This is a genomic window from Fulvivirga imtechensis AK7 (assembly GCF_000331535.1).
GTDB lineage: Bacteria > Bacteroidota > Bacteroidia > Cytophagales > Cyclobacteriaceae > Fulvivirga > Fulvivirga imtechensis.
The window spans coordinates 1-15,072 of the sequence record NZ_AMZN01000016.1; the positions used below are offsets into that span (position 1 = coordinate 1).

Genomic DNA, 15,072 nt, shown 5'->3' on the forward strand with positions numbered 1-15,072 from the left:
TGTACGGTCTTTGATCTGTCCAAAGGTAGAATAAGTCCGCCATGCAAGTAATAATAACGTGCTTCCCTGATCTCATTGAGCAGGACTTCAGCATCCGTAGAGATGTTATTATTTAACAGGAACGGCACTGAGAAACCTGCGAAGAGATAGTCGTTATGAAAATACACCCCGGCGCCAAAATTAGGCTTGATCTTATTGTCAAAACCTGCAAATGAGGGATCGTTAAAATCATCCAGATTCAAACCACTAAAATCGGCTGAGGTAAGATTAAACCCAGCTTGCAACCCCATGGCTAAAGTACCCACAGGAGATTTAATGATGAAGGCATAACTTCCGAATACACTCTGATTTTTGTAGCTACCTATTTCATCGTTTGTAGCCAACAGCCCCACACCAACTTTGTTTTTCAGCAGGGAAGTATGCGCACTGAAAGAGAAGGTTTTGGGAGCGCCTTCAAAATTTACCCATTGGTTTCTGTACATAGCAGTAGCGCTAAACTGGACGTGACTCCCCGCATAAGCGGGGTTGATCACAAGTCCGTTAAAGATATACTGCGAATATACCGGATTCTGTTGAGCCTGAGTCCAACCCACAGATGCCACTAATAACACAACGACTAAAGCAGTCCGAAAAATTCTCATTCGTTTGGTTAGGTTAAAAAGTTGTTTAGTTTACAATTTCCAGGTAGCCGGCCAACGGTTTAGACCCATCTCGTTTATCAATGATGTAGAAATAGGTGCCATCAGGCAGTCCTGTTCCCATCACGCTGATCCCTTTATTAGACACCCCGTCAAAATACTTAGTGGCATTATCGTATCCTTCCGCTTCGAATACCTGAGTACCTGCACGGTTGAATATTTTAACAATATTTTCAGGGTAGTTCTCTATACAATCTATCTTGAATATGTCGTTGGAAGCATCTCCATTTCGTGAAATACCGTTGAAAGGATTTACCTCAGTTTTGATCTCCACATCTTCCGTTACACTGCAACCCAGGGCCGTTGTAACGGTTACGGTGTAGGTACCTGCAGTCACCTCGGTAAGGTTCGGGCCAGTCACCGTCACACCATTGCCAGTCCACTCTATAGTTTCCACTTCCACATTATTGGTTAAGATCAATCTCACATAGCCATTGTTCTGTCCGCAGTTGGCATTTCCAACCACGAACTCAAATTCAGGGAAACGTGGATCTTCCAGTATTTCAGCGGTAGCCGGGCCTGAAACGCAGCCTGTGATTCTGCTGGTTGCGGTTACTGTATAAAAACCGGCAGCTCTATTATCGTAGATTTCACCAATGAAATCCGATGTCGCCTTCACCTGCTGTCCATTATACCAATGGAAGATATAGTCACTGGTATTGCCGTTCACTGATACGGAAAGTGCACCATTGTCAGTGATACAGCTTGTAACGTGCGATAGTATCTCTATCGTAGGATCACCCATTCCGGGAATGTCTTCCTCGATAGTGATCTGTTGGGTCGACATACATTCAGACACGTTGTCTGTAGCAGTTACTGTGTAGGTCATGGCCTGCATTCCGAAGAACTCACTACCAGTGTAAACAGGCGTTCCGGTGGCAGTAGTGCCTTCGTACCAGTTGAAAGTGTATCCAATGAAACCACCATCTACTGTAGCGATAGCCGAGCCGTCTGCTCTAGACAGGTCACAGACTGTTAAAGGTGATTTTTGCTCTACTGCAAGGTTTGGCATAATACGACCGTCATCAATAGTAACCGTTACAGGAGCAGAGACACAATTAGCATTAGATTGATCTACGGCTTGTACTGTATAGTCTCCATCCAGTAAACCGGTTCCATCTTTTCCTGTAAAAGCAGCAGGGGAGGAGACACTGTTGCCTATAGACCAATTGTAGTTATATTCATTGCTGAATGCATTGGTGACTGTAGCGAAAACACTTCCATCTTCCACATCGCAATTTGTAAGAGGTGAAGCTGAAGCAGTGATAGGAATAATACCTTCCTCACGAATCAGTGTATAAACTTCACTTGCGGTACACAATGTAGTGTTATTTTGAACAAGTACTGTATAATCTCCTGCAGCAGCACCTGTCAACTCTCGCCCCACATGAACTTCATTTCCGGGGGCACCAACACCGTTACCGGCATACCATGTATAAGTGAGATTCGGGTCATCTGTCAAAAGGAGCCTACCCATAGTATTTACATTGTCTGGTTTGAAGCATTCAAGCTCATTATTTCCTGCAACCAATTCAAAGAAAGGATCGCCAATGGTATGATCTTCAATCTCAAACTCCAACCGGGTAGTTTCACACATATGAGAATTAGCTTTTCTGGCAATTACATAATAAGTACCAGCGGTGAGGTTAGTCTGAACGTTTGTGTTCCCTGCAATTTGGTTGTTTGAAGCATCAAACCAATCAAACTCATAGTCAACTGTTCCAACAGAAACTCCATTTTCCATTATATCAGTAATAGTTACAGAACTACCATTGTTTCCAGGCACACAGCTTGTCACATGATCTATGCTTAGACCTGCTGTTGGTATGTCAATAATGGGAGTATTTTCCAGTATTCTAAATGTCCGTTGAGTGTTACATCCCTGATAAGTAGTTGCATCTTCCACTACAACCGTATAGTATCCTGCAGGAAGTTCGGAGACAATTTCATTATTTACACCACTTACCACACCTGTTGATAAAGGAGTAGAGATATCTTGTCCTTCATACCACTGTACAGTGAATTCAGAAGCGGGCCTTACAGTATTATCCCTTCGGATCTCAATTTCGATTTGCCCGGTAGGGGTTGCATTTTCACAGTTTACATTAGCATCAACAGTGGTGGCGGTCACATTAGGATCCACAGCCTCAAACTCAACTTCTACCACTACTTTTGGTGCTGGACAGACGTCAGGAGCACTGACTGGAACAGCTGTGACAGTATAAATACCCGCTGGAAGCAAGTCAAACAGTTCACTGGTCCCTGCATTTTGTGATGGCCTGAAAAGAGGTCCACTTGTGGTAGTACCTTGATATATTTCAAGCTCATAATCAGACTTTCCAAAGCCGGTGGCGGGAGTAAGGTTTACGGTAATTGAACCATTATCTGTATCGCAATAGCTATGAGATACTGTCGTGGTTAGATTTAACCGTTCGCCATCTACCTGGGGTAAATAAACTACTTCCTGCACCTCGCAACCAGTAGTCTCACCAACTGCTACTATGGTATAATTACCGGCAGAAATACCCGGAGAGGTTGATGTTGTAACCCCGTTATCGGTAAAGAAAGGTGTTCCAGTGCCAGGATCCACATTATCAGCATACCAATGAACTGTATAATTCTCCGTATTGGGTGTTATCTCGACTGCGATCTGACCACTTATATTTGATATGTCACAATCGAACGGTTCTGTCATTGATGTTAACTGGATATCCAGTGTAGGGGCTGATAGGGTAACTGTGCGCGAATCAGCAAGGCAATTGGTAGTATTGTTAAATGCTTCCACTGTATATGTTCCTGCACCCAGGCCAGACAACACATTTCCTGTTTCAGCATAGTCTGGTGAAGCCTTGATATTCGAGCCGTCATACCAGAAGAAAGTGTAATCAGAAAGATTTCCTGTTGAAACCGAGGCTGTAATAGATCCATTTAGTGGAACACATGTAGTAGCGTCAGTTTTATTCAATGTTAGTGTAGGCACAACAATGTTGTTCAGGATAGTTACCTGGGCAGTAGCGCTACAGCCGGTATTATTGTCGGTAGCTCGTACAGTGTAAGTTCCTCCGGGAAGCCCTGAAATAGAGCTACCTGTACCTCTTGAGTTAGCAGGCAATGTATTTTGGCCTGTAAACCACTCGAAAGTGAAACCGGAAGTACCGCCATTAGCCGTGGCGCTGGCCGTACCATTCGGCAGGGTATTGTCACAAGATGTATTGTCTGCTCCTTTAGTGGCAGCCACTGTAGGAGGAACCGTTTTGTTGATAGTAACCGTAACCGGGTCAGAAGGACACTGTGTACTATTGTTTGTAGCTACCACGGTATAATTACCCTGTGCCAGATTGTTAACAGTGCTTCCGGTATAGTCTGCCGCAGGCTTGACGTTATTGCCTCTGTACCAGCGGAACGTATAGCCATTAGTTGCACCCCCGACATTAGCATTCACTACACCCGAGTTAGTATCCGAACAAGTGATATCTGTTGCATTCGCAGTAACCACAGGAGTAACCGATTCATCAGGGACAGTTCCTGTAGCAACAGTAATACAACCGGTGGCTTTTTCGGTAACTAACACTGAGTAGGTGTTGGGGTTAAGGTCCGCGGCAATGTGACTCTTGCTAATGATCTGACCTACACCGGCTATGTTTCCCACATACCATTCATAAGTATACTTGCCTGTGGGTTCTCCTCCATCCACGTCTACTCGTAGTTTACCATTGGGATTTTTACAGTTGGTATATGGAATCTCCAATACTACGTTGGCTTCAGGTCCTTGTGTATCATCATTTTCAATTACTACCTGTACAGTGTCCGAATTACAAAGTGCTGATTTATGAGTGGCGAATACCGTATAAGTACCTGCTGTAAGTCCCGAATAAATAGCTCCCTGAAAATCAGGCGTTCCTGATGCAGAAGTGCCATCAAACCAGTTGAAGATGTAATCAGTCGTCACTTCAGAGCCTCCGATGAGTCTGTAAGCTCTGGCAGACCCATTGGCTGGTGTTGTATTGGCGGAACAAGTGATATTGTTGGTCGTTTCTGTTGACAGTGCGAAAGGTATAGGATCAACCAATCCCTGAAGTACATTATTGTCATATTCACACTCCAGGAAGTTGGTGTTAGGCATAGTGATGGGGGTAGGTACTGTGGTGCCGCCATCGTTCAGCACTATATAAAGTGTGAAAGGAGAACCGGGACCTGTAATCGTTATGTTATTTACAGAAAGCACATCACCCACTTTAAAATGATCCAGGCTCACCGGTATCGTTGCCAACTTTGTTGCGCCTGCCTGGAAAGGATCTCCGTTGTAGAAGGAAATAGGTACATCACCAGTGATTTTCACATCTCCCAGGTTCGTCAACTGGAAGGAAACGGTAAAATCCAATTCAGGACAATTAGGTTGATCTATCGTTAATGAGTTATCTACAAAATCCAGATCAGGAGAAGCATAAGTAGGGCAACCTTCGGAATTCAGGAAAGGCGACTGATTCAGGAAGTTGTTAAGCGGACGGTTAGGCCCTACTGTACAGGTCCCTTCTGACCATACCAAGTGGTGTTTTTGCTGGGTAGCGGGGATGGAAAGATCGTCATTAACATTTACATTAAAGTATCCATGCTGGTTCCATAGCCTTCTGGCAGGCACCCATGGTTCTCCGTTTGATTTATAAACCCTTACGTGCGAATTTTCTGCATATCCAAGACTACAGAAATTATCCCACGCATCTACATCGTCATATCCGCAAACCACACAAAGCTCAGTGGATCCGTCAGCATCGACATCGGCTACGATAGGATACTCTACGTTGGTTCTGGAAATACAGCGTACCTGGGTAAATACACTTCCGTCTGTACCGTTGATAATATAAAGCCATTGTTCATCGCGATAAACTACCTCTGTTTTGCCATCACCGTTGAAGTCAAACAGGGTACATCCGGTATGTCCGGAGGTCTCCTCGTTCACATCAACCCTCCATAGCAGGTCGAAATTCTCATCTAAAGCATATAAAAATCTACCGGATACAAAAGACACATTGAGTTGTCCGTTACCATCCAGGTCGCCAATGTTTAAGCGCCCGGTGCCTCGTACCCATCCTTTTGCATATACATCAGTTCCCGATGCTGCAGCGCAGTTAAGATTATTTTCTTCAACATAGGGTATTGGGTCAGCATATGTTCTGAGTACATTATTTTGTACATCCCAGAAGAAAACTGTGGTAACACCATTATTATCTTTTCCGGTGGCGATCACATCTAAAAATCCATCCTGGTTGTAATCAGCAATACTGGTGCTGTTTTCAGGTCTTTTTATCCCATATTCCGACCTGCTCGCTTTTACGGTAAGAGAACCAGCATCGGTTGTTCGGGAACCCAGGTTTACATTATATATGGTCAACCCCGAAACCAGTTCGAGTTTGTTATCTCCGTCCATGTCTACTGCTACAGGTCCACCATTGATGCTGTTCCAGTTGCCTGTTCCGCTGACTATTCTTGTGCCCGTTTTAGCATCACGGATCTCGTTTTTATAGTAAAGCTCAATCTGTCCGTCTCCGTCAAAATCTGCCAGGCTAAGATGTATAGGGTCATATGCCAAACGCTCGGTTCGCCACAGCTCGTTCAACTGGCAGTCAAAAGACGCTACATGATAGTTAGCCCTTCTGTTTCTGCTGTCCCATTCGTAAAGCACTGTAAATATCTCAGCACAATCGTCATTATCGATATTACCTATGGCCAGACGCCATTCAGGGATTGTACCTCCGGATACTGTTGTACTGTATTTTATAGAGCCATCATTACCATTGAGGATAAATAACTCATCCGTATACCTGTTTTGAGAAACTATTTCAGGAATGCCATCCCTGTCAAGGTCTCCGATAGCAATTCTGCCCAGGTGATTGGCCGTCTTATTAGGAGAGGCAAAATCCAGGGTAAGTGAAAATCGGGGAAATTCTGATGGAACAGCTTCGCAGGAAGCATCGTTGCCAATATAGAAACCATCACAATCCGAACTGCTTGCGCAGTCAGAATCGAAGCAGTCTATGAACCCGTCACCATCGTCATCGACACCATTGTTACATATTTCCTGTGTGTATGCTGTTGTCAGCGTGACCAGGAAAATCACTACTAAGAGAAGTTTAGGCTTAATCATGTTGCGTAAGTGTTTATTCTACATAATACCCAGCCACTATAGAACAAACCGCAAATGTGAATATAATACAATATTATATATCACTGACCGTTTAAAGGTAACTCGGCTTGTAAGATTATTTAGGTATATTGTCAAATTTAAATCGAACAATATATGGAAATAATTCATAATCTTCAAAAAAGGCTGAAATAATTTTTTTGTTTTCAATTTTATCGAAGTAAGGTTATGCTACCAGATTTTACTATTTTATCGCTGTCACACTTAATGATGTAGTAATAAACCCCGCTTGGAAGCCTTCTGCCCCGTACCGTTCCATCCCAATCATTTAGGTATGGCTTGGCTTCCAAAAGCAGATTTCCCGCCTGATCCACTATTGTTACTCCACATTGTGGGAACTGTTCGATTTTTTCAATCAACCATATCGAATTGATGTTATCGCCATCATTCGGTGAAAAGAAGTTTTTCGGTTTAATAATATTGCCGATGAGATCGTTAAGAATGAAGATCTCTACACTCGCACTTTCCGGACATCCGTTTTTATCTTTTCCACTTACTGTGAACAGTGTGGTTTTTTCCAGTATCGCAACAGGGTCGGCAATGTTAGGGTTGTTTAACGGAGCTTCAGGGCTCCAATTATAGGTGGCTAACCCTTCGGCATGTAATTGTACTTCCTCCCTTGGCGCCACACTAAACCTATCGGCAGAGGCAGTCACACTGGGCTCCGGAAAGGCATTGATCGAGATATTGTCTGTACCCTGGCACCCGTTGACATCCTTTACAACTACAGAATAGGAGCCACCTTTATCTACAATAATTTTCGAGGTAGTTTCTCCTGTGCTCCATGAGTAGTTGGCATAGCTTTCCGTCAGGGAGAGCTCCACCTGTTCTCCGCTGCAAATCACGTCATTGCTGGCTGCAATTTCCACCTCGAGCCCCGGCAAAATGGTTAATACTTTAGTTACTTCATCTTCACAGGCAAGTCCTGCGTATTTCACTTTTAACGTAATATTATAATTGCCTGCAGCCTGGAATGTGTGACCGGGGTTCTCTGACGAAGAATTGGTGCCATCACCGAAAGTCCAGGTGTATTGTGCCGTGGCCTCGGAATCAACCGATGACTGATTTGTAAAAGAGACCGATTGATCTGTGCATGCTGTTGAAGGGAAGGTGAAATCTGCCTGTGGGGAATTGAGGAAATCTACCTCGACTGCATCGGCTGTTATTTCCGGACACCCGGTATTTACAAGATCTTTCATTTTTACGAAATAAGCGCCGGGTGCTGTTGCTGAATAAGATGTGGATGTAGCTCCGTTAATTTCACCATTATTGTTATACCACTGATAGCTATAATTTGGATCATTGGGGGCTACTGTTAAAGTAACATTATCGCCTTCGCAGAAAGGGCCCGTTCCAGACATGGAAATACTAAAGTCAGGAGCATTGATGGCTTCAACGAGTATAGTATCGGTCTGAATTATGCATGTGCCGGAGTAAATGTCTACATAGTATTTACCTGAATTTGAGAATTGAAAGGATGGTACCGTTACGGAAAGGCCTGTCGCTGAAAAACCTTCAGGACCGGACCATTCATATTTTGCAGCGCCTACGTCTGCTACTAAGCTCAATGTAAGATCAACGCCAATACATACCGGATCAACGTCTAATATATCTGCAGTTGGCAATGCACCGCCTGCTTCCACAGTAATATTTACAATTTCTGACACCTCATTACAACCACCACTGATCAGGGTAACGGTATAATCTCCCGATAACGTTACATCAAAGAAATTGTCGGGACCTGTTTTTTCTACCGTGCCGTCTCTACGCCATTCATAGGTGGCATTGGCTACGGATTGCGCTTTCAGTTGTAGTGGATTGCCACTGCATATCGTTTTTGGTCCCTGTGGTTCGACCACGGGTTTTATGCACTTGGTGTTGAGTAGTATAGATATTTGTGAAGCAGGAATTCCATTATTATCGTCATCAACACTCGCAAAAATAATATCTGGTTTTCCATCTCCATCCATATCGCCAGATCTTATATTTCGGTTGATATAAGTAACTGGAATACTTACCTTTTGAAAAGATATACTTCCGGAACCGGTGTTATGCAAAACGTTAACCGCAAGGCCAGACCCCAAAGTGGCTACAAGAATATCTTCCTTTCCATCGCCATCCATATCACCTATATTCAATCCCCACGGAAGTCCATCTGTCGGAACAGAATTAGGGCTGCCAAAAGTTATTGACCCACCTTTGCTCGATTCATTCAGCAGAAAGACCGCACTCGAGCTCAGAAATCTAGTAGCAATAATGTCAAGTTTTCCATCATTATTTAAATCAGCGGCTTTTAAATTGGACAAAGTACCTGAGAAAGTCTTTTGATGAAAGCTGTTAAAAGAAATAGCTCCCAGCGAGCTGGTATTTTCAGCCATAAAAATACCAGCGTTGTTTGTGTTAAATTCACTAACAACAATATCCGGTTTTCCATCGTCATTCAGGTCTGCTACAACAAGCCCTCCTGTGTTGATGGCATTTGGAACCGTTATGCTTATTGGAGAAGCAAAGCTAATAGATCCGGAAGAAGTATTCCTTAGAATCCATATTTTGTTAGTGTTAGTTTTCTGGTCAGTTACGACCAAATCTGGTTTGCCATCCAAATCCAAATCACGAATCTCAATCCTTCTTGTGGAGCTTCCTGGAAGAGAGATTATCAGTGTTGAAGTAAAGCTAATTGTTCCTGGCAAACTTGCGTTGGGTAAAATTAAAATTTTAGCATCATCACTATTAGCCTCGGAAAAAATTACCTCAGGCCTGTTATCTCCGTTCAGGTCTCCAGTCACAACATTTAAAGTTGCAATACCAATGGCGAGATTTAGCGGGGAAAATGACAGGTTTCCAACTGTGCTGTTATTTTTTAATATTCTGGCTGTCGTGACATTAGTACCTGCTGATATAATATCATTAAGGCCATCACCATCCAGGTCGGAAATAGCTACATCATATAAACCACTTGGCCCCCCCCAATCTTCCTGAGGAGCAAAGTCACCGGCCGCAAGCCCATGCTCACCACCATAACTTAAAATAAAGGGCATGGGAGAGTAGCCTTTCAATCCATTTGGATTGGTCACCGATACATGATCATAAGTGGCAGCAGCGGGAATCTCCACTTCAATCAGTTGATCGGAAGTAGATAAAACATTACCGTTGGCGGAACCAAAGGATACGGTTGCTCCATCTACAAAGCCAAAACCTTTGAGGCTGATGGTACGCCCGCTGTATGTTTTGTTGGGTGTGACCTCTTTGATAACCGGTACCTGGGCAAGTGTGGTTTGTGCCAGTACTATCGAAATGAGCAATAAAAGCCAGCTACCTTGCCTGACATATCGTTCAGGCTGAAGACAATTTCTTTTTAAGGGTAAAGTCAGGTAGTGCATGGGTATAGATTGATCGCTTTTGGTTTTAATTGGTAACCTCCATTTTTATTGTTCAACAGTGATAATGGTTACACTCTTGAAGTTAGTCAGCTCCTGTATGGCTTTTCTTTGTTCATTGGCTTCCTTCAGCTTTTCTGTCTGATAGCTGTACACATGGTATCGCTTGTCGGCATTATTATAGAAGATGTTGGCATAGATCTCTTTTTCTTCCAGCCTGCGCACGAAACTGTCTGCAGCATCAAAATCTTTGAAAGATTTGATCACCACATAATATTTTTTCACCTTGGCTACTCCCTTGTCCTCACCACCGCCTTCTGATATATCTTCAACAGAATACCTGGCCCTATGGGTTTCTGTTTTTGGTAAAGTTCTCAGGATAGGTTTGGTGCGCTCCTGCTTTTTGCGGTCCCCGATGTTGATCGTTAGCTGAACTTCATGCGTGCCCTGGGTATATCCCTCTACCAGGTGATTAGCAGGTTCGTAAGAATAGGCAAAAGTAAAGTTGGAGATGTTAAAGCCAACGAGCCCTGAGGGGCCATAGTTGACCCGGTAGGCTCCACCGACCCAAAAATCTTCATGCAGGTGCAAAGTAGCGAGCACTTCAATGCGTTCATCAGTAAATTTGGCATACCTATAAACAAAATACATTTGAAGCGGAGCATAGGGGTCTTCAATTTCCACCCTGCGTTTCATTTTTCCATATCTTCTGGTCACGATCTTTTTCTCCAGCCGCTTTTTGAAATATCCTGTGAAAAGTATCTCGTCAAAAGGAGAGAAGTCATAGCTTTCGAAATTTCTGCTGTTGAGAAACGAGGTATTGAATAGTTTTGGAAGGGCAATACCAAGGTTGATGCCACTCTTTGCTTTTAGTTTAAAACCGAAATTGCCAATCGGCTGCATATTGTATCGCAGATATTCCGCCAGAATAGGATCATCAGGGTCATCGATCCGTTCCATGTTAATGTCTGTGCTCGTTACCCCCGCAGAGAGCCCAAAGTGAATAGTGGTGGTTTTTGTCAGGTAAGCAGTGTGAGCATATGTGGCCAGCAGGTCATTAGTGGTGATCAATCCTCTTTCATAATTACGGATGCTCATGCCTAATGTGGTTTTCTTATAATCAAAAGGGGCTTCGAACGTTAAGGTAGAGACCACAGGAGCGCCTTCTATACCTCTCCACTGCTGACGGTGGTTCAAAGTAAAGTTAAGATAGCCGTTGCTTCCTACTTCTGCCGGATTAAACAGATATGGATTAGTATAATAATGGTTATACACCGGAATCTGTTGCGCAAGCAGGAAGACGGACTGAAATAATAAGAAGACTAATATGCCAAGTAGTTTACCCATCCCTGATCTAAAAAAATAAACCAACTAGTTATGAATACTGCCAAAAAATAAAAAGCAAAAATCTACAGACTTCGGGGTTTGGAGGTTAAGTTACATAACTTTGAGATATTTGTTTCAAATAATTTATCGCCAAATCTAAAAAAAGTTATAAATTCGAGGCAAATTTCTGTGTCTATAAAGACTAATTAATCTTATAACGTTGGCTTTTTTATAATTAAAAGCAGAAATTATAATTTTTTACCAGCAATGATGCGATTCGCCAACAAAAACTCTATTTGGAAAATAATAATTTTCTCAGGGTTATTTTTTTTAGCAACAGTTCAATCGGAAGCTCAACTTCTGATCGGGCCCCGTATAGGAGGGCAGGTATCCTGGATTACACTTGATGATAAAGATCTAAAGGATGAATATGAATATGAAATAGAACCCTTAATTGGCTATCATGGTGGATTTACCGTTGCCTTCCAGGTGCAAAAAAGGTTTTATTTGGAAACTAACCTTCTTTATTCCAGAAAAGGAAAAGTGATTAAGGGAACTGGAGATCAGTTGTTGAAGTTAAGGTCCATTAACCACTTTGTTGAATTGCCAATTATCTACAGAATGGATTTTAAAGCCAAGATCGGTGGAAGCAGGGAATTTAAATGGTTTGTAGGTGTAGGGCCTAATATAAGCTATTGGTGGCGTGGCAATGGTATTTTAGAGTCAGACGACCTTGCCGAGAACGGGATTATGGAGCTTGAATATGATGTACAATTTGGAGGAAACTATTTGGAAGAAGAATTGGGAACATTGGTGGTAACTGAACCCAATAGACTGCAGTTGGGTATTAATTTTGCAACTGGCGTAATGCTTGAGCCACTAACGGGCCACCTAATAGTTATAGATTTACGCTTTGAACTGGGCCATTCATTTCAATCAAAGAATGATTTTGCGCATTTTGCTGAAGATATGCAATTTTCAGAACCCGTACGTTCCCGAAATATGGCGCTTCGTTTAGGTGTATCTTACCTGTTCGATACCAAGGTCTCTGAGCGTAAGAAAGGGAAAAGTAATATTAAGAAGTAGGCTGGTTAACTGGTTACTGGTCACTGGTTACTGGTTAACTGGTCGCTAATCACTAGCCTAGTGACCAGTCAACCAATGACTATTGCCCAATAACTACACCATATCATCTACCTCCAGCGCTTCCAGAATATCAGCCAGCTCATCATAATCTTTATAGCCGGGGCGTAGCTCATTGCCGCCCTGCAGGGCTATACCTTTGGCATTTGTGTGCTGAAGTATTGCCTCTACATTTTCATGGGTGATGCCTGCTTCAAGTAACACATCGTAATGAGCGGAGAGATTGTTGATGATCTCGATCTCTTCCTTTGATAAGGGATCATCACCTCCGGTGATCAGCAGATACTTGATATTAAGGTCAAAGGGCAGTTGAGCCATTTCATTTCGATTCTGTCTGAAAATAACAGGAAGTGTAGTGTGTGATAGCGTGCCAAGGACCGCCATGTCGCTGATCTCTACATAGTCAACATCATATTCCTTTACAGCATCAGTAATATCTACAGCAGAATAGCTTTCAAACTCGGCTACATATCCCGGGCCGGAAAGCCACTCGGTCAGTTCCCTGAAGTTTTCGGGAGAAATGTAGCCCGGTTTATCTTTTTCAATGTTAAAACCGATAAGGTCTACTTCCATACCTGCACAGTATCTTGCGTCTGAAAGGTTGTTTACTGCACTTACTTTTACAAATGTTTTAAGAGCCATAGATATTAGTTATAGAGCTATTGATACAATCCATCAAAGAGATAGGCAAATCTAGCTGAAAATATCTTTTTTCGCGTAAACATTTAGAAGAACATAAAAATGAAACCACTGATCATCCAGGGAAGCAGCCGTAGCAACGGAGATACCGGCAAAATTGTAGATGAAGTGAAGATCTGTATTGATGCCGATGTTGTTGATCTTAAAAAGTATAACATTTCTCAATATGACTATGAGCATGCTTATACCTCGGATGATTTTATGAAGGTAGCAGAGGAGATGACTGGAAGAAATAAGCTTATATTTGTATCTCCGGTTTATTGGTATTCGATGAGCGGGTTAATGAAAGCATTTTTTGACCGGCTGACAGACCTGCTGGACTTTAAAAAGGAAATGGCCAGGCAATTGGCAGGTAAGGACATGTATGTGATCAGTTGTAGCAACAGCTTAGACCCTGGTCAGGGGTTCGAGCTTCCATTTGCTCAGACCGCAGAATACCTGGACATGAACTTTAAAGGCTATCTGCATACATGGGTAACCGGAGATATGATACCTGAAGAGGTGAAACTTAAGATAAATCAGTTTGTTAAAAATTAAAAAAGTATAATCATGGCAGTAGAAGTGCTTACAGATGAAAATTTTGAAACAACAATCAATGAAAATGGTAAGACAATTGTAAAATATTTCGCAGGCTGGTGTGGTAGTTGCCGACTATTCGCTCCTAAGTTTAAAAGACTTTCTGGTGACGAAAGGTTCTCTGATGTCAGCTTTGCAGACGTTGATGCGGAAAAGAACCCGGAAGCCAGAAAGCTGGCGGGAGTAACTAATCTGCCTTTCTTCGCAGCTTTTAAGAACGGAAAGTTAGTGGATACCATAGCCACCAGCAAAGAGGAAGCCGTCCTGGAACTTTTGGAAAAATTAAAATAATAAAACACAGTCAAAAATTTAATGTAAAACTGGGCTTGCAGCTTACCGCTAAAAGCTTATAGCTTGATAAATATGAAAATACCGGAGATAAAGCGACTAGTAGAGAAGTACAATATTGAGCAGTTAATAGCTGCCGAGGAAGCCCTTGTTAACGAAGTGCCTCTGGCTATTGAGGTTAACGGCTCCGATGAAGGAGAGCAGTTGACCCATGTTTTTGCTGCTATTTACGTTATCAATAAAATGCAGGATGATAAAGTAGATTTTAAAGCAGCCTTACGGGATTATAGCAGCAAGGTGAGAGAGTCCATAAGTTAATAATTAGTGTCTCAAGAAAACTCACAACTTATCGTCATTGCGAGACTTAACATTTTTCACAAAAACGCACAAAATGAGATGACGAATTGTTCTGTTGCAAAGCTGCAGCGAAAGAAATGGGATATCAACTTGTTGCAAATCAACATGTTGAATAATACGTCATCGGTAACGAAGTACGGCAATAAGTTGCTGGCAGTACCCTTTAAGATTCTTCGTTGCCTACCAATGACAAGTTTTTATTACATGCCAATTCCCCGCTACCATCGATTCCAGGGTGACGAGGTGGTTTATTATCTCCGTTCCTCCTTTGCTGATGGCAATGTCATTACACTTAAAATCAACTGACGAGTTGTTGGTTTCCTCAGAATGATTGTTGATTAAGTTTTTGATTTTTGACACCTTCTTTTAATTGGTTCGGCACGATAACTCTTTTCAGGAAAGTATTATA

At 42.5% G+C, this 15,072-nt stretch carries 9 protein-coding genes; 4 read left to right on the forward strand and 5 right to left on the reverse strand.

Translation table 11 applies throughout. The features are described 5' to 3' along the window. From C900_RS06230 to C900_RS06245, 4 genes are all read right to left on the reverse strand, one after another. On the reverse strand, positions 1 to 641 hold a 641-nt coding region (locus C900_RS06230; RefSeq protein WP_040495861.1), incomplete at its 3' end, for a PorP/SprF family type IX secretion system membrane protein. Between the two features lie 25 nt (positions 642 to 666). Next, a complete protein-coding gene (locus tag C900_RS06235; protein ID WP_009578835.1) occupies positions 667 to 6,840 on the reverse strand; it encodes a T9SS type B sorting domain-containing protein in 6,174 nt (2,057 codons plus the stop codon). A gap of 209 nt (positions 6,841 to 7,049) precedes the next feature. Then, on the reverse strand, positions 7,050 to 10,277 hold the full coding sequence (locus C900_RS06240) for a T9SS C-terminal target domain-containing protein (protein WP_009578836.1): 3,228 nt from the start codon (positions 10,275 to 10,277) through the stop codon (positions 7,050 to 7,052). Between the two features lie 45 nt (positions 10,278 to 10,322). Then, the gene (locus C900_RS06245) at positions 10,323 to 11,621 is read right to left on the reverse strand and encodes a PorP/SprF family type IX secretion system membrane protein (RefSeq protein ID WP_083867439.1); all 1,299 of its coding nucleotides are present in this window, start codon (positions 11,619 to 11,621) and stop codon (positions 10,323 to 10,325) included. A 246-nt stretch (positions 11,622 to 11,867) separates the two neighbouring features. On the opposite strand from C900_RS06245, the gene C900_RS06250 reads away from it, so the two are divergent. After that, complete coding sequence (locus C900_RS06250; protein WP_009578838.1) at positions 11,868 to 12,686, forward strand: outer membrane beta-barrel protein; 819 nt, start codon at positions 11,868 to 11,870, stop codon at positions 12,684 to 12,686. Between the two features lie 93 nt (positions 12,687 to 12,779). Here the strand turns inward: C900_RS06250 and C900_RS06255 are convergent, their stop codons facing one another. Next, entirely contained in the window at positions 12,780 to 13,385 is a 606-nt protein-coding gene (locus C900_RS06255; protein ID WP_009578839.1) for a beta/alpha barrel domain-containing protein, read from the reverse strand. Positions 13,386 to 13,484: 99 nt separating this feature from the next. Here C900_RS06255 and C900_RS06260 point away from each other — a divergent pair, with 99 nt between their 5' ends. From C900_RS06260 to C900_RS06270, 3 genes are all read left to right on the forward strand, one after another. Further along, a complete protein-coding gene (locus C900_RS06260) occupies positions 13,485 to 13,979 on the forward strand; it encodes a flavodoxin family protein (RefSeq protein WP_009578840.1) in 495 nt (164 codons plus the stop codon). Between the two features lie 12 nt (positions 13,980 to 13,991). After that, a complete protein-coding gene (locus C900_RS06265) occupies positions 13,992 to 14,309 on the forward strand; it encodes a thioredoxin family protein (protein WP_009578841.1) in 318 nt (105 codons plus the stop codon). 72 nt (positions 14,310 to 14,381) lie between these two features. Next, positions 14,382 to 14,624, forward strand: coding sequence for a DUF6952 family protein (locus tag C900_RS06270; protein ID WP_009578842.1), 243 nt, complete (start codon positions 14,382 to 14,384; stop codon positions 14,622 to 14,624). Positions 14,625 to 15,072 lie beyond the last annotated feature (448 nt).

Coding starts and splice junctions, on each gene's coding strand:
- C900_RS06235 (WP_009578835.1), bottom strand. CDS start 6,840: ATGATTAAGCCTAAACTTCTCTTAGTAGTGATTTTCCTGGTCACGCTG.
- C900_RS06240 (WP_009578836.1), bottom strand. CDS start 10,277: ATGCACTACCTGACTTTACCCTTAAAAAGAAATTGTCTTCAGCCTGAA.
- C900_RS06245 (WP_083867439.1), bottom strand. CDS start 11,621: ATGGGTAAACTACTTGGCATATTAGTCTTCTTATTATTTCAGTCCGTC.
- C900_RS06250 (WP_009578838.1), top strand. CDS start 11,868: ATGATGCGATTCGCCAACAAAAACTCTATTTGGAAAATAATAATTTTC.
- C900_RS06255 (WP_009578839.1), bottom strand. CDS start 13,385: ATGGCTCTTAAAACATTTGTAAAAGTAAGTGCAGTAAACAACCTTTCA.
- C900_RS06260 (WP_009578840.1), top strand. CDS start 13,485: ATGAAACCACTGATCATCCAGGGAAGCAGCCGTAGCAACGGAGATACC.
- C900_RS06265 (WP_009578841.1), top strand. CDS start 13,992: ATGGCAGTAGAAGTGCTTACAGATGAAAATTTTGAAACAACAATCAAT.
- C900_RS06270 (WP_009578842.1), top strand. CDS start 14,382: ATGAAAATACCGGAGATAAAGCGACTAGTAGAGAAGTACAATATTGAG.